Raw genomic sequence first — 19,923 nt, forward strand, 5'->3', positions numbered from 1 at the left:
CCATGCCCGAAGGTGACACCGTCTGGCAGACCGCGAGCCGGCTGCACAACGCCCTCGCGGGCAAGATGCTGACCCGCAGCGACCTCCGGGTTCCCCGGCTCGCCACGGCCGACCTCACGGGCCGTACGGTCCTCGACGTCACCCCGCGCGGCAAACACCTCCTGACCCGCGTCGAGGGCGGCCTGACCCTCCACTCTCACCTGCGAATGGACGGCTCCTGGAAGGTGTACGCGAACGGCCGGCGCTGGAGCGGCGGCCCCGGCCACCAGATCCGCGCGATCCTCGGGAACTCCGACCGCACGGCCGTCGGCTACCGCCTCCCCGTCCTGGAACTCCTGCGCACCACCGACGAGCACCGCGCGGTCGGCCACCTCGGCCCCGACCTCCTGGGCCCCGACTGGGACCCCGACCGGGCGCTCGCCAATCTCCTGAAGGACCCCTCCCGCCCCCTCGGCGAGGCCCTGCTCGACCAGCGCAACCTCGCCGGTATCGGCAATGTCTACAAGAGCGAGCTCTGCTTCCTGCTCGGCGTCACCCCCTGGCTTCCCGTCGGCGACCTGCCCGCCGAGCGCGCCGCCCAGCTGCCCGCGCTCGCCAAGAGGCTGCTGGAGACCAACCGCGACCGCCCGATCCGCACGACGACGGGCCGCCGCGGCCAGGACCTCTTCGTGTACGGCCGGGCGCCCCGCCCCTGCCTGCGCTGCCACACCTCCGTCCGGGTCGCCGACCAGGGCGACGGCTCCCGCGAACGCCCCACGTACTGGTGCCCCACCTGCCAGCCGGGCCCCGCCCCGGTCCCGGCCCGGCGCCGCACCAATTGACGACCCGTCAGAAACGCTCGTACGGTCCCTGTATGCCCGTCACGGCGTACGACCTCACCGGCCGCACCGCGTTCGTCACCGGAGCCGCGAGCGGCATCGGCCGTGCCTCGGCGCTCCTGCTCGGGGAGGCGGGCGCCACCGTGCACTGCGCGGACCGCGACCCCGAGGGCCTGCACGAGACGGCGACTCTGATCAAGGACAGTGGCGGCACCGCCCACACCCACGGCCTCGACGTCACCGACCGCGCCCGGCTGAGGCAGGCCATCACCTCCTGCGAACGCCTGGACGTCGTGGCAGCGATCGCCGGGATCATGCACAGCAGTCCGGTGCTGGAGACCAGGGACGAGGACCTCGACCGGGTGCTCGACGTCAACTTCAAGGGTGTGCTGTACGCCTGCCAGGAGGCGGCCCGCCTGATGATCGCCCGGGGTACCGGGGGCAGCATCGTCACCATGGCCTCGGGCGCCGTCGACACCGGCGCCCCCGGGCTGCTCTGCTACGGCGCGGCCAAGGCGGCGGTGGTTCAGCTGACCAAGACCCTCGCGACCGAGGTCGGCCGGCACGGCATCCGCGTCAACGCGGTCGCGCCCGGCTGGATCCGTACGCCCATGACCGACCGCCACGACAGCGACGCCCAGGCGAAGACGGAGGCCGTCATGGCTCGCATGTCACCCCTGGGGAAGGTCGGCGCTCCCGAGGACATCGCCCACGCGGTCCTCCACCTGGCATCCGACGCCTCGTCCTTCACGACGGGCCAGATCATCCGCCCGAACGGCGGTGTGGCGATGCCCTGGTAAGGCACATCTGGCACTTCCGCCCACCCACAAGAAGACCCTCACGCCACCGAAGTATCCCGCCCCGGCATCACCCCCTCCGCGACACCACACCCCGGCCCCCACCCCCAGCACCCCTCCGCCACCGCCCCGCATCAACGGCCCCACTCGCCCGCCCCTTCGGCACGCAATGCACCGGCAGCACACTCAGCCCCCACCCCCCGGCCACGACCGTCGCCTCCAGCACCCCGGCCCCGGGCACGACCACCAGCCGCAGCACCGCCCACCACCACAGCGCCCCCAGCCCCAGCACAGCTCCGCGGGCCCCCCAGCGCCGTGTCCCCGTCATGGCCGCCACCTCCGGCCCGACGCTATTCGGCCGCCCGGGCCGGCGAACAGGGCGCACCAACGGCACACAGGCGCACCGCTCACCCCACTGCGCCGAGCTGCGAGACCGCGAGCCGCAACACCCCGAGCGGCGGGCCCTCCGGTCGGCCCGTCGCCCGCTGCCGTGCCCGCTCCGGTCACCCGTTCTCGGCCTGGAACATCCAGTGATGCTTCTCCAGGTCCGCCGTGATCCCGATGAAGATGTCCTGGCTCACGGGATCCGGCTCGCCTGTCGCCTCGACCCGCTCCCGCATCCGCGCGATCACCGCACCCAGCGCCTCGACGAGCGCCCCCACGGCGGTCGTGTCGTCGACCCACCCCTCGGGGGTCACGCCGATCCCGCTGCCGACGGCGACCGTCGCGGCACGCCCGTCGGGTGAGATCCCGAGCGCCGCGGCGCGCTCCGCCACGGTGTCGGAGTACTTCCGCGCGGTGTCGACGACCTCGTCGAGCTGGAGATGCACGGAACGGAAGCGCGGGCCCACCACGTTCCAGTGGATCTGCTTCGCCACGAGGGCGAGGTCCACCAGGTCGACGAGGGCACCCTGCAACGCCTCGGACACGGTCTTCAGGCTCGCGTCGGACAGCGGGCTCTTCACGACGTACATCCGCACCTCCGGTGACTTCCCCCCGCCATCCCCTCAACGATGACCGCCGCACGCCCCACCGGCAAACGCAAACAAATCGGGCATAGTCCTGCCCGACAGCCTGCGGGCAAGCGAAAACCCCGACCGACACACCTCCGGATCCCCCGGAGAACCCCGGCCGGGGCCTCACCAGTCTCGGCGCCTGGTCAGCGCCGCTCGTTCATGCCACGCACGCGCGAAGCGTCACGCGGCGGTGGCGGCCACCGCCTCGGCGGGCGCCTTGATGGTCACCCGTTCCGGTGGCACACCGGTCACCGAAACGGAACCCAGCATCGGGCGAACCGGCGTGGGCACAGGTTCGCTGGGGGTGGCCGCAGCGGACTGGGCCAGCTCGGCCAGGGCGAGCTCGTCGCTCACTTCCCGCATGAGCTCGGACATCCGTACGTCCAGCGCGTCGCAGATGGCGGAGAGCAGCTCGGAGGAAGCCTCCTTCTGCCCCCGCTCCACCTCGGAGAGATAGCCGAGTGAGACTCGGGCGGACGAGGAGACTTCGCGCAGAGTACGGCCCTGGCGCTGGCGCTGCCGACGCAGCACGTCACCCAGCAGGCGACGGAGCAGAATCATCGGTGGCTCCCTCCTCGGACCGCGTAGCCGCATCCATTACGCCCCACCGTACCGCCTTGCGCCGCGGCCGTGCGGGGAGCGATGTCGTGTTCACTCAGGGCTGCAAACATCAAAACCCCCCGTTCCGTTCCGTATCCTGTGCCCGCTCATTCCCAGTCTGTTCGCCCGCAAGCTCCTTCAGGAGCAGTGCGAGTACGCTCCGTACACTCTCTCTACGAATTTCCTCGCGGTCGCCGTTCAACCGCAGAGCCTCCACTTTTCCGCCGCCGGCAGAACCGGAATCGACCCTCAGGGGCCCGTCCACGGCGACGAAGACCGTCCCGACGGCCTGTCCGTCCTGCGGCTCGGGACCCGCGACACCGGTGGTCGCGATGCCCCAGTCCGTGCCGAGCGCCTTGCGCACTCCGGCCGCCATCTGGGCCGCGACCTGCGGATCCACCGCTCCTCGCGCCGTCAGCAGGGCGGCGTCGACACCCAGCAGTTCATGCTTCAGTTCGGTGGCGTAGGCCGTCACCGAACCCCGGAAGACCTTGGACGCCCCCGGTACGGATGTGATCTCCGCCGCAACAAGGCCACCGGTCAGCGATTCCGCGACGGCGAGCGTCCTGCCCTTCACCGTGAGTAGTCGTACCACGTCGGTGGCCGTGAAACTCACGCTTCCTTCTCCTCCAACGCGGCCTTGCGCTCGGCGATTCCCTGCCTGCGCAGCACAATGGCCTGTTTCACATAGTCGAGCCCGGTCACCACGGTCAGAACGACCGCCGCGGCCATCACCCAGAACCTCAGGGTGGCCAGCCACCCCGTCAGCGCCAGCACGTACATACCGACGGCCACGCCCTGGGTGAGCGTCTTGAGCTTGCCTCCGCGGCTGGCGGGGATGACGCCGTACCGGATGACCAGAAAACGCAGCAGGGTGATCCCGAGTTCCCGGCCGAGGATGACGCCGGTCACCCACCACGGCAGATCGCCGAGCGCGGACAGACAGATCAGCGCCGCCCCCATGATCGCCTTGTCGGCGATGGGGTCGGCGATCTTCCCGAAGTCCGTGACCAGGTTGTACGTGCGCGCCAGATGACCGTCGAAGAGGTCGGTGATCATGGCGATGGCGAAGGCCGCCCAGGCGAGGGACCGCCACGCCGGGTCGTACCCGCCGTCCGCCAGCATCAGTGCGACGAAGGCCGGTACGAGGATCAGCCGGAGCATGGTCAGGAGGTTGGCGACGTTCCAGACGCTGGCCTGGTTGACGGCCGCGGCCGCCAGCTTCCCGCCCCGCGCCGTCTTCCCGTCGTCCTGTGTGTCGATGACGGCGCTCTCCGGGCCGTCACCGACGGCGGCCCAACCGTCACCCGCGCCGGCCGCCGCACCATGACCGGTACCCGGCGCCGCACCGGCCGCCGTACTCTGCCGCGCATCCGGCGCCGCACCGGCCGCACCGCCCTCGGCCGACCGCGCGGCCGACCGGCCCATCGAAGCCCCGGGGACCTTCCCCGAAGCCGCACCGGACGCGGCCCTCCTCGCGCCGGAGGGGCCTCCCGCCGCGGATGCCGGAACACCGGTCATCTGCCCGCCTCCTCACTCCACGCCGGCGACGCGAACGAGCCCTGAAGCGGCTCGGCCACCAGGTCGACGCCCTCGGTACCGACCACCTTCGCCTCGACCATACGGCCGCTGCTCAGCCCCGCGCCGCTCGTGAGCAGCACCTGGCCGTCCGTCTCGGGCGCCTGGTGCGCCGCGCGGCCGTACACGCCCTCCTCGTCGTCGACGGACTCGACGAGCACGTGCACCGTCTGGCCGACGCGCTCCTCGGCGCGCTGCGAGACGAGTTCCTCGGCCAGCCGCGACACGCGGGCCAGCCGCTCGGCGACGACGTCCTCGTCGAGCTTGTTCTCGTAGGTCGCCGCCTCGGTGCCCTCCTCGTCGGAGTAACCGAAGACGCCGATGGCGTCCAGCCGCGCGCCGTTCAGGAACCGCTCCAGTTCGGCGAGGTCGGCCTCGCTCTCGCCGGGGAAGCCGACGATGAAGTTGGAGCGCACGCCGGCCTCGGGCGCCTTGCTGCGGATCGTGTCGAGCAGCTCCAGGAACCGGTCGGTGTCGCCGAAGCGGCGCATCGCGCGCAGCACGCCGGGCGCGGAGTGCTGGAAGGACAGGTCGAAGTAGGGCGCGACCTTCGGGGTCGACGTCAGCACGTCGATCAGGCCCGGCCGCATCTCCGCGGGCTGGAGGTAGCTCACCCGGACCCGCTCGATGCCGTCCACCTCGGCGAGCTCGGGCAGCAGCGACTCCAGCAGGCGGATGTCGCCGAGGTCCTTGCCGTAGGAGGTGTTGTTCTCGGAGACCAGCATGATCTCCTTCACGCCCTGCTCGGCCAGCCAGCGCGTCTCGTTCAGCACGTCGCTCGGACGGCGGGAGATGAAGGAGCCGCGGAAGGACGGGATGGCGCAGAAGGAGCAGCGCCGGTCGCAGCCGGAGGCCAGCTTCACGGAGGCGACCGGGGAGCCGTCCAGACGGCGCCGCAGGGGCGCGCGCGGACCGGAGGCCGGAGCGAGACCCTCCGGAAGGTCGGCCGGGGCGTGCCCGGGCAGCGCGACCTCGGCGGCCGACTCCTGCCGCTCGGCCGGGCTGATCGGCAGCAGCTTGCGCCGGTCGCGCGGGGTGTGCGAGGCGTGGATGCCGCCGTTGAGGATGGTCTGGAGCCGGTCCGAGATGTCCGAGTAGTCGTCGAACCCGAGCACGCCGTCGGCCTCGGGGAGGGCCTCGGCGAGTTCCTTGCCGTACCTCTCGGCCATGCAGCCCACCGCCACGACGGCCTGGGTTCTGCCGTGCCCCTTGAGGTCGTTGGCCTCCAGGAGGGCGTCGACGGAGTCCTTCTTGGCGGCCTCGACGAAGCCACAGGTGTTCACGACAGCGACGTCCGCGTCCTCGGCGTCCTCCACGAGCTGCCAGCCGTCCGCCTCCAAACGGCCTGCGAGCTCCTCCGAGTCCACCTCGTTACGGGCGCAGCCAAGGGTGACGAGTGCGACGGTACGGCGTTCAGGCATGGGCTCAAGAGTACTTCGTCCCGCTGACACCCCACGTCGACGGGGTTGGCCGTTTCCAGGCCAACCCCGTAGTTACTGCGCCCTTCGGACCGGTTATCCGGCCTCGGGGTCACCCTTCGTGTACGTCAGGCGCTCCACGGAGCCCGGCTGGAAGTCGTCCTTGATCTTCTTGCCGTTGACGAAGAGGTCGATCGCACCGGCGTCCCCGAGGACGAGTTGCACCTTCGAGCTGTCCTGGAAGGTCTTGGTCTCGCCCTGCTTGAGGAATCCGTCGAAGAGCAGCCGGCCGTTGTGGTCCTTGGCGGAGATCCAGCTGCGGCCGTCGGCGGCGGCCACCTGGACCGTCACCTTGTCCTGGGGCGCGGCGGCAATGGCGCTGTCGGACGCCTCGGGCGTGGGATCGGTGGGCTTCTTGGTCTTGGTGGTCGGGGAGGCGGAGCCGCCGGTCGTGGGCGTGGAGCCCTCGGCCACGTTCGCCTCGCCGCCGCTGTCGTCGCCGCCCTGGAACATGGTGAACCCGACGAATCCGATCACCGCGACGATCGCGGCGACCATGGCGGCGGTCCAGTTGGGCCCCCGCCGCTCCGGACGGATGCGTTCCGCCTCGAAGAGGGGAGCTGCCGGGGTCGGTGCCGGGCGCCCGCCGTGCTCGTCGCCGTACTGGGCGAGCAGCGGCGCGGGGTCGAGGTGGACGGCCTTGGCCAGGGTCCTGATGTGCCCTCGGGCATAGACGTCCCCACCGCAGGCGGTGAAGTCGTCCGCCTCGATGGCGTGCACGATGTTCATGCGGACCCGGGTGGCGCTACTGATGTCGTCGACGGTCAGCCCAGCGGCGATGCGCGCCTGCTGAAGGGCACGGCCGATGGAGGGGCGGGCTTCCTCGCGGTCTTCTTCGACGCGCTCGTCTTCGAACGGACGCTCGTCTTCAGGGGAGTTGCCGATGGACACGGGGGCGCCTTTCGAGCGTGTAGCCGCCTGTGCTGGAGGTTCAGTCTAGGGGGGGTACAAAAGGGTGGGGCAACCGGGCGGTGGCACTTTGTACGCCATCGGAATGGCCCGACATTCCGATGGTGGGAAAGCGGTTCATCGCTTCCCTCAACTTGACGTACACCGAAGGGAAACGGTTGCTCGATGATCCCTTACGGGTGAGTCACGATCCGGACACCCGATTGCAGTACGACTCGGCGTGGCGTCCGGCCCTGACCCGCTGTCCCTACCCTTCAGACTCCCCCCGGATCAGCGCGAGCACGCCATCCAGCTCATCAGGCTTCACAAGAACGTCACGAGCCTTGGAACCCTCGCTCGGCCCGACGATGTTCCGGGACTCCATGAGGTCCATCAGCCGCCCGGCCTTGGCGAAGCCGACGCGCAGCTTGCGCTGGAGCATGGACGTCGACCCGAACTGCGTGGAGACGACCAGTTCGGCCGCCTGGCACAGCAGGTCGAGGTCGTCGCCGATGTCCTCGTCGATCTCCTTCTTCTGCTTGGTCCCGACGGTGACGTCGTCCCGGAAGACGGGCGCCATCTGGTCCTTGCAGTGCTGGACGACGCCCGCGATCTCTTCTTCGGTGACGAAGGCGCCCTGCATACGGGTCGGCTTGTTGGCGCCCATCGGCAGGAAGAGCCCGTCGCCCTTGCCGATGAGCTTCTCGGCGCCCGGCTGGTCGAGGATGACCCGCGAGTCGGCGAGCGACGACGTGGCGAAGGCCAGCCGCGACGGCACGTTCGCCTTGATCAGACCGGTGACCACGTCGACCGACGGCCGCTGTGTGGCGAGCACGAGGTGGATGCCGGCCGCGCGCGCGAGCTGCGTGATGCGCACGATCGCGTCCTCGACGTCCCGCGGCGCGACCATCATCAGGTCGGCGAGCTCGTCGACGATGACCAGCAGGTACGGGTACGGCTGGAGCTCCCGCTCGCTGCCCTCGGGCGGTTTGACCTTGCCCTCGCGCACGGCCCGGTTGAAGTCGTCGATGTGCCGGTAGCCGTAGGCGGCCAGGTCGTCGTAGCGCAGGTCCATCTCGCGTACGACCCACTGGAGCGCCTCGGCGGCCCGCTTGGGGTTGGTGATGATCGGGGTGATCAGGTGCGGGATGCCCTCGTAGGCGGTCAGCTCGACACGCTTGGGGTCGACGAGGATCATCCGGACGTCCTCGGGGGTCGCCCGCATCATGATCGAGGTGATCAGGCAGTTGATGCAGGACGACTTGCCGGAGCCGGTGGCGCCGGCGACCAGCATGTGCGGCATCTTCGCCAGCGAGTGCATGACGTAGCCGCCCTCGACGTCCTTGCCGAAGGCGACCAGCATCGGGTCGTCGTCCTCCGCGGACTCCGCGAGCCGCAGCACGTCACCGAGGTTGACCATCTCCCGGTCGGTGTTCGGGATCTCGATGCCGACCGCGGACTTTCCGGGGATCGGGCTGATGATCCGCACGTCCGGGCTGGCGACGGCGTAGGCGATGTTCTTGGCCAGCGCGGTGATCCGCTCGACCTTCACGGCGGGGCCGAGCTCGATCTCGTAGCGCGTGACCGTCGGCCCGCGCGTGAAGCCGGTGACGCTGGCGTCCACCTTGAACTCGGTGAAGACGTTGGTGAGCGCGGCGACTATGGCGTCGTTGGCGGCGCTGCGGGCCTTGCCGGGGCCTCCGCGCGTGAGGAGATCGAGCGACGGCAGCGCGTACGTGATGTCGCCCGACAGCTGGAGCTGTTCCGCGCGCGGGGGCAGGTCGCGGGGCTTGGCGGGCGGGGACTTGGTGAGGTCGCGGACGCCCGCCTTCGGCTTCTCCTGCTCGGGCGTGTCCTGCTTGAGCTTCTCCTGCTGGGGCCGGGCGGCCGGGACGGGCGTCGGCGTGGTCGCCTCGCGGTCCCCGACGGTCACGCCCTGGGTGAGGTCGGCGACGATCGGCGAGGGCGGCATCCCGTGCAGTACGGCCCCGTCGAGCGCTGCGGCGGCCGCTGCGGCGACGTCCACGGCGTCCATGGGGCGGTCCATGTCGGGCTGCGGCACGGCGGACCGCCGGGGGCGGCCGCGTCGCCGGGAGAGCGCCTCCTGCTCGGCGCTGTCGGGGTCGTACGCCGCGGGCGCCGGGGCACGCCTGCCGCGCGGGCGTGCGGGCAGTGCCTCCCGCCACTGTTCGTCGTAGCGCTCATCGTCCTCGGCTAGGCCGAACTCGTCCTCGGCCGGGTCGCGGACGATCCCGAGCCGCACCCCGGCCTGCCGCAGCCGCTGCGGGATGGCGTTGACCGGCGTGGCCGTGACGACCAGCAGCCCGAACACCGTCAGCAGCACCAGCAGCGGCACGGCGAGCATGTGACCCATGGCGTACGACAGCGGGGTCGCCATGGCCCAGCCGATGAGGCCGCCGGCGTCCCTTATGGCCTGCATGCCCTCGCCACGCGCCGGTGAGCCGCACGCGATGTGGACCTGGCCGAGCACGCCGATGACGAGCGCGGACAGGCCGATGACGATGCGTCCGTTGGCCTCGGGCTTCTCCGGGTGGCGGATGAACCGCACGGCGATGACGGCGAGCAGGATCGGCACGAGCAGGTCGAGCCGGCCGAAGGCACCGGTCACCAGGATCTCGACCAGGTCACCCACGGGGCCCTTCAGGTCGGCCCAGGTGCCCGCGGCGACGATCAGCGCGATGCCGAGCAGCAGCAGGGCGACACCGTCCTTGCGATGAGCCGGGTCGAGGTTCTTGGCGCCCTGCCCTATGCCCCGGAACACGGCGCCCACGGCATGAGCGACCCCGAGCCACACGGCGCGCACGAGCCGGTAGATGCCCCCGGTCGGGCTCGGAGCCGGTTTGGGCGCGGCCTTCTTCGCCGCGGCCTTCCTGGCGGGCGCCTTCTTCGCGGGAGCCTTTTTGGCAGCGGCCTTCTTCGCCGGAGCCTTCGCCGAACCGGCCGCCTTCTTCGCGGGCGGCTTCTTGGCTGCGGAGGGACGTGAGGCCATGGGTGTGAGGTTACCGGGGGAGACGACGAGGGACACGTGTGCCTACGGCTTCACCCGTTCGTGTCGCTCCGGGAGAGGCACAGGATTGACGCTGGCTCATGGGCGGGCAACCTCGCCTGCCCGGGCGTCAGTTCTGCGAGGACACCGACGATGTCGTCCCGGTGCCCGGCTCCAGCGCGTCCAGCGCCCGCCGCAACCCCGTGAGCTTGCGCTCCAGATGAGCCGCCGTGGCCACCGCCGCCGCGTCCGTCGAGTCGTCGTTGAGCTGTTTGGTCAGCGCCTCGGCCTGCTCCTCGACGGCCGCGAGCCGCGCGGAGAGCTCGGCGAGCAGACCGGCCGACTCCTTGGCCTCACCGCCCTCGTCCTTGCCGTTGCCCTCCAACTGGAGCCGCAGCAGCGACGCCTGCTCACGCAGCTGGCAGTTCTTCATGTACAGCTCGACGAAGACGGAGACCTTCGCGCGCAGCACCCACGGGTCGAACGGCTTGGAGATGTAGTCGACCGCGCCCGCCGCGTAACCCCGGAAGGTGTGGTGCGGCCCGTGGTTGATCGCGGTGAGGAAGATGATCGGGATGTCCCGGGTCCGCTCCCGCCGCTTGATGTGCGCGGCTGTTTCGAAGCCGTCCATGCCCGGCATCTGGACGTCCAGCAGAATGACCGCGAAGTCGTCCGTGAGCAGCGCTTTGAGCGCTTCCTCCCCGGACGATGCCCGCACCAGCGTCTGATCGAGCGCAGAGAGGATCGCCTCCAGCGCAAGCAGATTCTCCGGCCGGTCATCGACCAGGAGGATCTTGGCCTTCTGCACCATGGCCCGCCCTCCTCGCCCCGGCGTGGGGCCTCCCCTGTCCGCAGGACCTGGGGATGCACCGGTGGGTGCTGCCCCAGGGGACGACTCCCTTGCGCCGCCCGTCCTTGTGCCGGTCATCGTAGCCGCACCCCGCCCGTCGCCACACCCTGTCACCGCGATGTCACTGTGCACGTAGCAGAAACGCAGCAGGAGACCAGAAGGTTCCCCAGATCTCGTACTTCTACACGACTATGCGCACACTGAGTCCGCAACTCCGTGTGAACACCGAACCTTCCCGCCAACGTTGCGTAACGGTCCAACGTTCCCCTCATTCCCCTCGCATCCACTGATCCATCACCGTCAGCAGGTGATCGGGGTCGACCGGCTTCGTGACGTAGTCGGAGGCGCCCGACTCGATCGCCTTCTCCCGGTCGCCCTTCATCGCCTTCGCGGTCAGCGCGATGATCGGCAACCCGGCGAACTGCGGCATCCTGCGGATCGCCGTGGTCGTCGCGTACCCGTCCATCTCGGGCATCATGATGTCCATCAGGACGACCGCCACGTCGTCGTGCTGCTCCAGCACCTCGATGCCCTCGCGGCCGTTCTCCGCGTACAGCACGGACAGGCCGTGCTGCTCCAGGACACTGGTCAGCGCGAAGACGTTGCGGATGTCGTCGTCCACGATCAGGACCTTCTGGCCGCCGAACCGGATGCCGCGCTGCGTCTTCGGCACCGTCTCCTGCTCCGCGGGCGTCCACTGCTCCGGCTGCGCCGGGCGCGGCGCCAGCTCGGGCATCCTGCGCCGCCGCCGGAACAGGGCGGCCGGCCCGTTCTGCGTCTCGTTGTACGACTTCACCTCGGCCGGCGTCTCGACCTCGACCTCGGACAGCTCGGACAGGTCCGACGTCGACGCCATCAGGTGGCCGGCCTCCAGGGCGGGCAGCTGCTGCTGATAGCCCTGCGGCGGCAGTTCACTGGGGTGCAGCGGCAGGTACAGCGTGAACGTCGAGCCGCGGCCCGGCTCGCTCTGCGCGTGGATCTCTCCGCCGAGCAGCTGGGCGATCTCCCGCGAGATGGACAGCCCGAGACCCGTACCGCCGTACTTGCGGCTGGTCGTGCCGTCGGCCTGCTTGAACGCCTCGAAGATCACCCGCATCTTGCTGGACGCGATGCCGATCCCGGTGTCGGTCACGGAGAACGCGATCAGCTCGGCGTCCGGATCGGTCAGCGAACCCGTCTCCAGCAACTGCTCGCGGATCTTCTGCGGCACGTCGTCCCGCGCCGGCCGGATGACCAGCTCCACCGACCCGGAGTCGGTGAACTTCACCGCGTTGGACAGCAGGTTGCGCAGCACCTGGAGCAGCCGCTGCTCGTCGGTGTGCAGCGTCGCGGGCAGCTCCGGCGACACCCGCACGGACAGGTCCAGGCCCTTCTCCGCGGTCAGCGGCCTGAAGGTGGCCTCCACGTAGTCCACGAGCTGGACGAGCGCGATCCGCGTCGGGGAGACGTCCATCTTGCCCGCCTCGACCTTCGACAGGTCGAGGATGTCGTTGATGAGCTGGAGCAGGTCGGAACCGGCCCCGTGGATCGTCTCGGCGAACTCGACCTGCTTCGGGGAGAGGTTCCCCTCGGCGTTGTCGGCGAGCAGCTTGGCCAGGATCAGCAGCGAGTTGAGCGGTGTCCGCAGCTCGTGCGACATGTTCGCCAGGAACTCGCTCTTGTAGCGCATCGACACCGCGAGCTGCTCGGCGCGCTCCTCCAGGACCTGCCGCGCCTCCTCGATCTCGGTGTTCTTCACCTCGATGTCGCGGTTCTGCTGGGCCAGCAGCTCGGCCTTCTCCTCCAGTTCGGCGTTGGACGCCTGGAGGGCCTTCTGCCGCTGCTCCAACTCGGCGGAACGCTCGCGCAGCTGCTCGGTCAGCTTCTGCGACTGCGCCAGCAGCAGCTCGGTCTTGGTGTTGACGGAGATGGTGTTGACGCTCGTCGCGATCATCTCCGCGATCTGGTTGAGGAAGTCCTTCTGGATCTGGGTGAACGGCGTGAAGGACGCCAGTTCGATGACGCCGAGCACCTTCCCCTCGAACAACACCGGCAGCACGATCACCTGCGCGGGCGGCGCCTCACCGAGCCCCGAGGAGATCCTCAGGTAGCCGCTGGGCGCGTTCTCCACCAGGATCGTGCGCTTCTCCGTGGCGGCCGTGCCGATCAGCGCCTCACCGGGCTGGAACGACGTCGGCATGGAGCCCATCGAGTAGCCGTACGAGCCGAGCATGCGCAGCTCGTACTGGTCGTCGTCCGAGGCGTTCATGTCCTCGCCGTCGACGAGCGGCATCGCCAGGAAGAACGCGCCGTGCTGCGCGGACACCACCGGCGTCAGCTCGCTCATGATCAGCGAGGCCACGTCCTCCAGGTCGCGGCGGCCCTGCATCAGCGCGGAGATCCGGGCCAGGTTGCCCTTGAGCCAGTCCTGCTCCTTGTTGGCGATCGTGGTGTCGCGCAGGTTGGCGATCATCTTGTTGATGTAGTCCTGGAGCTCCTGGATCTCCCCGGACGCGTCCACGTCGATCTTCAGGTTCAGGTCGCCGCGGGTCACCGCGGTCGCCACGCGCGCGATGGCACGCACCTGCCGGGTCAGGTTCCCGGCCATCTCGTTCACGGACTCCGTCAGGTCCCGCCAGGTGCCGTCGACGTCACGCACGCGTGCCTGGCCGCCGAGCTGTCCCTCCGTGCCCACCTCACGGGCGACTCGGGTGACCTCCTCGGCGAAGGACGACAGCTGGTCGACCATCGTGTTGATGGTCGTCTTCAGCTCCAGGATCTCCCCGCGCGCGTCGATGTCGATCTTCTTCGTCAGGTCACCCTTGGCGATGGCCGTGGTCACCATGGCGATGTTGCGCACCTGGCCGGTCAGGTTGGACGCCATCTGGTTCACGGACTCGGTCAGGTCCTTCCACGTACCGGCCACTCCCGGCACGTGCGCCTGCCCGCCGAGGATGCCGTCCGTGCCCACCTCACGGGCCACCTTGGTGACCTGCTCGGCGAACGAACTCAGCGTCTTCACCATCGTGTTGATGGTGTCGGCGAGCTGCGCGACCTCACCGCGCGCCTCGATGGTGACCTGCCGCGTCAGGTCACCGTTGGCCACCGCCGCCGAGACCTGGGAGATGTTCCGCACCTGAGTGGTGAGGTTCTTGGCCATCAGGTTGACGTTGTCGCTCAGGTCCTTCCAGATGCCCGTGACACCCGGCACGTGCGCCTGACCGCCCAGGATGCCCTCGGTGCCCACCTCACGGGCCACCCGGGTCACCTGCTCGGCGAAGGAGGACAGCTGGTCGACCATCGTGTTGACGGTCGTGACGAGTTCGAGGATCTCGCCCTTGGCGTCGACGGTGATCTTCTTCGACAGATCGCCCCGGGCGACCGCGGTCGTGACCTCGGCGATGTTGCGCACCTGGATGGTCAGGTTGTTCGCCATGCCGTTCACGGACTGGGTGAGGTCCTTCCAGGTGCCGGAGACGCCCTGAACCTCGGCCTGGCCGCCCAGGATGCCCTCCGTACCCACCTCACGGGCCACACGCGTGACCTCCTGGGCGAACGACGACAGCTGGTCCACCATCGTGTTCAGGGTGTTCTTCAGCTCCAGGATCTCCCCGCGCGCGTCCACGGTGATCTTCTGGGACAGGTCACCCCGGGCCACCGCCGTCGCCACCTGGGCGATGTTGCGCACCTGCGCGGTGAGGTTGCCGGCCATGCCGTTCACGGAGTCGGTGAGGTCGCGCCACACACCGGCGACCCCGGGCACCTGCGCCTGACCGCCCAGCCGGCCGTCCGTACCCACCTCCCGGGCGACCCGGGTCACCTGGTCGGCGAAGGCCGAGAGCTGGTCGACCATCGTGTTGATGGTGTTCTTCAGCTCGAGGATCTCCCCGCGCGCGTCGACGTCGATCTTCTGCGACAGGTCACCCCGGGCCACGGCCGTCGTCACCTGCGCGATGTTGCGCACCTGGGAGGTGAGGTTCCCGGCCATCGAGTTGACGGAGTCGGTGAGTTCCTTCCAGGTGCCCGACACGCCGTCCACGCGGGCCTGCCCACCGAGGCGGCCCTCCGTGCCCACGTCCCGGGCCATCCGCGTCACCTGGTCGGCGAAACTCGACAGCTGGTCCACCATCGTGTTCACGGTGTTCTTCAGCTTGAGCATCTCGCCGGAGACGTCGACCGTGACCTTCTGCGACAGGTCGCCGTTGGCCACCGCCGTCGTCACCTGGGCGATGTTCCTCACCTGACCGGTGAGGTTCCGGAACGCCGTGTTGACGGAGTCCGTCAGGTCCTTCCACGTCCCGGCCGCGCCCGGCACCTGCGCCTGACCACCCAGCTCACCCTCGACACCGATCTCACGTGCCACACGTGTCACTTCGGCACCGAACGCGGACAGCTGGTCGACCATCGTGTTGACGGTGTTCTTGAGCTCCAGCATCTCGCCGGCCACGTCGACGGTGACCTTCTGCGACAGGTCACCGTTGGCCACCGCCGTCGTCACAGCGGCGATGTCCCGCACCTGGGTGGTCAGATTCCGGAAGACCGTGTTCACCGAATCGGTGAGGTCCTTCCACGTTCCCGCCGCACCCGGCACGTTCGCCTGACCGCCGAGCTGCCCCTCGGCCCCGACTTCGTTGGCCACGCGTGTGACCTCGTCCGCGAAGATCCGCAGCGTCTCGGTCATCTGGTTGATCGTGTCGGCGAGCTGTGCGACCTCGCCCCGCGCCGGCACGGTCACCTTGCGCGACAGGTCACCGTTGGCGACCGCCGTCGTCACCTCCGCGATCCCGCGCACCTGGGCCGTGAGGTTCCCGGCCATGGTGTTCACCGAATCGGTGAGTTCCTTCCACACACCCGCGACCCCGGGCACCTGAGCCTGCCCGCCCAGCGCACCCTCGGTGCCCACCTCACGGGCCACCCGGGTCACCTCGGAGGAGAACGCCGACAGCTGGTCCACCATCGTGTTGACGGTGTTCTTGAGCTCCAGCATCTCGCCGGCCACCTGAACCGTGACCTTCCGGGACAGATCGCCCTTGGCGACCGCCGTCGTCACCAGCGCGATATCCCGCACCTGAGCGGTGAGCCGGTACGCCATGGTGTTGACGGAGTCCGTGAGATCCCGCCACGAACCCGACATACCCCGCACACGGGCCTGCCCACCGAGCTTGCCCTCGGTACCCACCTCACTGGCCACACGCGTGACCTCGTCGGTGAACGTCGACAACTGGTCGACCAGATTGTTGACGGTCCGCCCGACCTTCAGGAACTCGCCGCGCAGCGGCTGCCCGTTCCCGTCCGGCACCTGCGTCCGCAACTCCATACGCGGCGACAGGTCACCCTCGGCCACCGCGGACAGCACCCGGCTGACCTCGGAAACCGGCCGCACCAGGTCGTCCACCAGGGCATTCGAGTTGTCGATCGCGGTCGCCCAGGAGCCCTCACAGGCCCCCGTCTCCAGCCGCTCGGTGAGCTTGCCCTCCCGGCCCACCATCCGCCGCACGCGCGAGAGCTCACCCGTCAGATGCAGATTGCGGTCGGCCACCTCGTTGAAAACCGCCGCGATCTCGGCCATCACGCCGTCCCCGGACACCGTGAGCCGCTTGCGGAAGTTGCCGTCCCGCATCGCCACGAGGGCTACCATCAGCCGGTTCAGGGCTGCCGTGTCCACCTCAGTCGTGCCACTGCGCACTTTTCCCTGGTTGCTCGGGGACTGTCCGCCTTTCGCGCGCGTCTTCTTGCCACGCGTCGCTGCGCCAGACTCCACTGTGTCCCTCCCGCAGGGGTCGACCGTCACTGTGCTGGGGTACCACGCTCGGCGTACCGGTTACTACTGCGTATTCTCTGCCCTGCATACCAGGCCGTGCCCAGGGGGCTGCTGCCCCCCGTAAGCAGATGACACTCAGCCTGCCCGGACTTTCACAAGAAGCTTGCCCAGTGTTTCACCCTGCCCGAACCAGGCCATAACAGTTCGGCAGCTTCGCACATCGTCCGCACACCCTCCGGACGGAAACACTGCAGACCGGCATCCGCATGGACCGCGAAGGTAAGTAACCTTGCATCCGGCTGTCCAGCCGCGCCGGTTCGTCCGGCCTGGGCGGTGGCACGAAGACGAGCGGGCATCGGAGGGGCGGCCGCACACATGACCACCGGACTGATCCCGGGGGGACAGCCCCCGGACCCCCGGCCGACGGGTGGCCTGCCGCAACAGCGGCGCGAGCCGGTCGGCCACGCAGCCCAGCACGTCGAGAACCGGTCGAGGAGTTCTGTGATCACCGCGCGCGCGGCCGCCAGTTTCGAGCCCGTCGGGCGATCTGTCGCGAGCGCCCGCTCCTTCGTCCGCGACACCCTCCAAGGCTGGGGCTTCGCCGACATCGTCGACGACGCCGTCGTTCTCACCAGCGAACTGGTGACCAACGCCGTGGTCCACGCCGGCACCTCCGCCGACCTGCTCTGCCTGCGCAGCGACGAGGGCGTACGCATCGAGGTGGCCGACCGGTACCCCGAGCGTGAGATCCCGCTGCAAGCCTCGGCCATCAACATGGGCAGCCCCGACCGCGAGGGCGGACGCGGCCTCCAGCTGTGCGCGGCCCTCGCCGGCCGCTGGGGCGTCGAGTACACCCCCACCCACAAGACCGTCTGGTTCCAACTCGACCTCCCGGCCCGGACGGTGGGCACCCGCGCGGCCGGCCCGGCCCTCCCCGCCGACCTCCTCCCCCTCGCCGACGGCCGGGTCCGCGTGGCCGTCGTCCAGATCGACCGCACCGGCCACATCACCGCCTGGAACGAGGACGCCGAGGACCTCTTCGGCTACCCGGCCGAGCAGGTCACCGGCAAGCCGCTGACCGACCTCGCGGCCTGGCCGCACACCCCGGGCACCAGCACCGGCATCGCGGAGGCACTCCAGCTCTCCCGCTGGGAGGGCAGTTACGGCATCCGCGCCGCCAACGGCCGCGTGACCCCCGTGTACGCCTCCCACCTGCGCGTCCGTGACACCGGCGGCGAACCGTCAACCGTGTGCCTCCTCGTACGGGACCACGAACGGGCCGTTCTCCAGACGCCCCTGCGCGTCCCCGCCTCCGACACCTCCACCACCTCCGAGGGCCAGAGCACCGACCCCTTCGAGGTGTTCATCGGCTACCCCGCCCCGGACGACCTCGACGGCCTCCTCCAGCGCACGGTCGAACGCGCCCGCGACATGCTCGACGGCGACTCCGCGTTCCTCCTGCTGGCCACCGACGACGAGACGGAACTGGAGGTCCGCGCCTCCACGGGCCTGCCCTCCGCCCGCCAGCGCTTCGCCCGCGTCCCCGTCGAGGCGGGCTCCGGCCGCTACGGCTCCGCCCGCATGCCGGCCGTCCACGACGACCTGACGGCGGTCCCCGGCGCTGTGCCGCTGCTGAACGGCACGGGCATGCGCTCTGTCGTCACGGTCCCGCTGAAGGTCGAGGGCCGCCTCACCGGCTCCCTCGGCGTCGCCGCCGAGGCCCCCGGCAGATACTCCAACGAGGAGGCCCTGCGCCTCCAGTTCGCCGCCGACCGCATCGCACTCGCCGTCGAATCGGCCCGCCTCGGCGAACTCGAACGCCTGCGCCGCGGCTCCCTGAACTTCCTCGTCGAGGCCTCCGACCTGCTCGCCGGCACCCTGGACCGCGATCAGACCCTGGCCCTGATGGCCCAGATGACGGTCCCCACCCTCGCCACCTGGTGCGCCGTCTACACGATCGCCCACCAGGCCTCCGAGCCCTACCTCTCGTACGTCCTGCACGAGGACGAGGAACTCATCGACGGCATCAAGTCCCTGCTGTCGAAGGTGCCCCCGCCCGACCCGGTCCCCACCCCCGGCGCCCGCGTCTGGACGGCCCCCGCCGAGGTGGCCCACCAGGCGGCCCTGCGCAGCTCCATGCGCAGCCTCGGCCTCAGCGGCGGCCCGACCCGCCAGGTCACCCCCGGGATCGCCCCCACCCTCGCCACGGCATCCGCGGTGGGCGGCGAGACGGTCGTCCTCCCCCTGGTCGCCCGCAACCGCGTCATCGGCATGCTCACCCTCGGCAAGCCGACCGACGAACACTTCCGCCAGGAGATCCTGGAACTCGCCGAGGACCTGTCCCGCCGAGCCGCCCTGGCCCTGGACAACGCCCGCCTCTACTCCGAGCGCACGGCCATCAGCCAGTCACTCCAGCGCAGCCTCCTCCCGCCGGAACTTCCCACGATCGAGGGAGTCGAGGTCGAGGTCATCTACCGCGCGGCCGGCGAGGGCAACGAGGTCGGCGGCGACTTCTACGACGTCTTCCCCATCCGCGACGGCGCCTACGGCTTCGCCATCGGCGACGTCTGCGGTACGGGCCCGAACGCGGCGGCGGTCACGGGCCTGGCCCGCCACGCCCTGCGCCTCCTGGCCCGCGAGGGCCTCAGCGGCCCGGCGGTCCTGGAACGCCTCAACTCCGCCATCCTCGACGAAGGCGCCCGCAGCCGCTTCCTCACCCTCCTCTACGGCGAGATGCGCCCCCAGGAGGACGGCAGCGCCGAACTGAAGGTCGTCTGCGCCGGCCACCCGCTCCCGCTGCGCCTGCGCCAGGACGGCTCGGTGGAACCGGCAGCCGAACCCCAGCCGCTCCTCGGCGTCATCGACGACCTGGAGCTCTACGAGCAGACGATCACCCTCGACCCGGGCGACGTCCTCCTGTGCGTCACGGACGGCGTCACCGAACGCCGCGAAGGCGCCCGCATGCTGGGCGACGACGGCCTCGCAGACGTCCTCACGACCTGCACGGGCCTCACGGCCGGCGCGGTCGCGGCGCGCATCATGCGCGCGGTCGAACGCTTCGCATCGGACGCCCCGTCCGACGACATGGCGATCCTGGCGATGCGCGTCCCGGGCCTCCACAAGGACTAGGACACGAAAAAGGCCCCACCCG

At 70.0% G+C, this 19,923-nt stretch carries 13 protein-coding genes; 3 read left to right on the forward strand and 10 right to left on the reverse strand.

Annotation, left to right across the window (positions count from 1 at the left end; all coding sequences use genetic code 11):
• Positions 1 to 2 precede the first annotated feature (2 nt).
• Together MQE23_RS12575 and MQE23_RS12580 are read left to right on the forward strand one after the other, a co-directional pair.
• The gene (locus MQE23_RS12575; protein WP_243379204.1) at positions 3 to 821 is read left to right on the forward strand and encodes a DNA-formamidopyrimidine glycosylase family protein; all 819 of its coding nucleotides are present in this window, start codon (positions 3 to 5) and stop codon (positions 819 to 821) included.
• 32 nt (positions 822 to 853) lie between these two features.
• Complete coding sequence (locus MQE23_RS12580) at positions 854 to 1,618, forward strand: SDR family NAD(P)-dependent oxidoreductase (protein WP_020276315.1); 765 nt, start codon at positions 854 to 856, stop codon at positions 1,616 to 1,618.
• Positions 1,619 to 1,685: 67 nt separating this feature from the next.
• Here the strand turns inward: MQE23_RS12580 and MQE23_RS12585 are convergent, their stop codons facing one another.
• The 10 genes from MQE23_RS12585 to MQE23_RS12630 form a co-directional block, all read right to left on the reverse strand.
• Entirely contained in the window at positions 1,686 to 1,943 is a 258-nt protein-coding gene (locus tag MQE23_RS12585; protein ID WP_243379205.1) for a hypothetical protein, read from the reverse strand.
• Positions 1,944 to 2,118: 175 nt separating this feature from the next.
• Positions 2,119 to 2,589 (reverse strand): DNA starvation/stationary phase protection protein, encoded by a 471-nt coding sequence (locus MQE23_RS12590; RefSeq protein ID WP_243379206.1) that lies wholly within the window; start codon positions 2,587 to 2,589, stop codon positions 2,119 to 2,121.
• Positions 2,590 to 2,811: 222 nt separating this feature from the next.
• On the reverse strand, positions 2,812 to 3,192 hold the full coding sequence (locus MQE23_RS12595) for a helix-turn-helix transcriptional regulator (protein WP_020276318.1): 381 nt from the start codon (positions 3,190 to 3,192) through the stop codon (positions 2,812 to 2,814).
• Positions 3,193 to 3,301: 109 nt separating this feature from the next.
• On the reverse strand, positions 3,302 to 3,847 hold the full coding sequence (locus MQE23_RS12600; protein ID WP_243379207.1) for a CinA family protein: 546 nt from the start codon (positions 3,845 to 3,847) through the stop codon (positions 3,302 to 3,304).
• The gene (gene pgsA, locus MQE23_RS12605; protein ID WP_243379208.1) at positions 3,844 to 4,752 is read right to left on the reverse strand and encodes a CDP-diacylglycerol--glycerol-3-phosphate 3-phosphatidyltransferase; all 909 of its coding nucleotides are present in this window, start codon (positions 4,750 to 4,752) and stop codon (positions 3,844 to 3,846) included. Before pgsA ends, MQE23_RS12600 begins: the two co-directional genes overlap by 4 nt.
• Positions 4,749 to 6,230, reverse strand: coding sequence for a 30S ribosomal protein S12 methylthiotransferase RimO (rimO, locus tag MQE23_RS12610; protein ID WP_020276321.1), 1,482 nt, complete (start codon positions 6,228 to 6,230; stop codon positions 4,749 to 4,751). Before rimO ends, pgsA begins: the two co-directional genes overlap by 4 nt.
• 93 nt (positions 6,231 to 6,323) lie before the next feature.
• The gene (locus MQE23_RS12615; RefSeq protein WP_020276322.1) at positions 6,324 to 7,178 is read right to left on the reverse strand and encodes a helix-turn-helix domain-containing protein; all 855 of its coding nucleotides are present in this window, start codon (positions 7,176 to 7,178) and stop codon (positions 6,324 to 6,326) included.
• A 265-nt stretch (positions 7,179 to 7,443) separates the two neighbouring features.
• On the reverse strand, positions 7,444 to 10,185 hold the full coding sequence (locus MQE23_RS12620) for a DNA translocase FtsK (protein ID WP_243379209.1): 2,742 nt from the start codon (positions 10,183 to 10,185) through the stop codon (positions 7,444 to 7,446).
• A gap of 127 nt (positions 10,186 to 10,312) precedes the next feature.
• Positions 10,313 to 10,993 (reverse strand): response regulator, encoded by a 681-nt coding sequence (locus tag MQE23_RS12625; RefSeq protein ID WP_020270942.1) that lies wholly within the window; start codon positions 10,991 to 10,993, stop codon positions 10,313 to 10,315.
• Between the two features lie 307 nt (positions 10,994 to 11,300).
• Positions 11,301 to 16,772, reverse strand: a complete 5,472-nt coding sequence (locus MQE23_RS12630; RefSeq protein WP_243379210.1) for a HAMP domain-containing protein — start codon at positions 16,770 to 16,772, stop codon at positions 11,301 to 11,303.
• 375 nt (positions 16,773 to 17,147) lie between these two features.
• Between MQE23_RS12630 and MQE23_RS12635 the strand changes: the two genes are divergently transcribed.
• Positions 17,148 to 19,901 carry a SpoIIE family protein phosphatase gene (locus MQE23_RS12635; RefSeq protein WP_243379211.1) on the forward strand — a complete coding sequence of 918 codons (2,754 nt, stop codon included), beginning with the start codon at positions 17,148 to 17,150 and terminating at the stop codon, positions 19,899 to 19,901.
• Positions 19,902 to 19,923 lie beyond the last annotated feature (22 nt).

The sequence above is a fragment of the Streptomyces sp. HP-A2021 genome (assembly GCF_022807935.1).
Lineage (GTDB): Bacteria > Actinomycetota > Actinomycetes > Streptomycetales > Streptomycetaceae > Streptomyces > Streptomyces afghaniensis.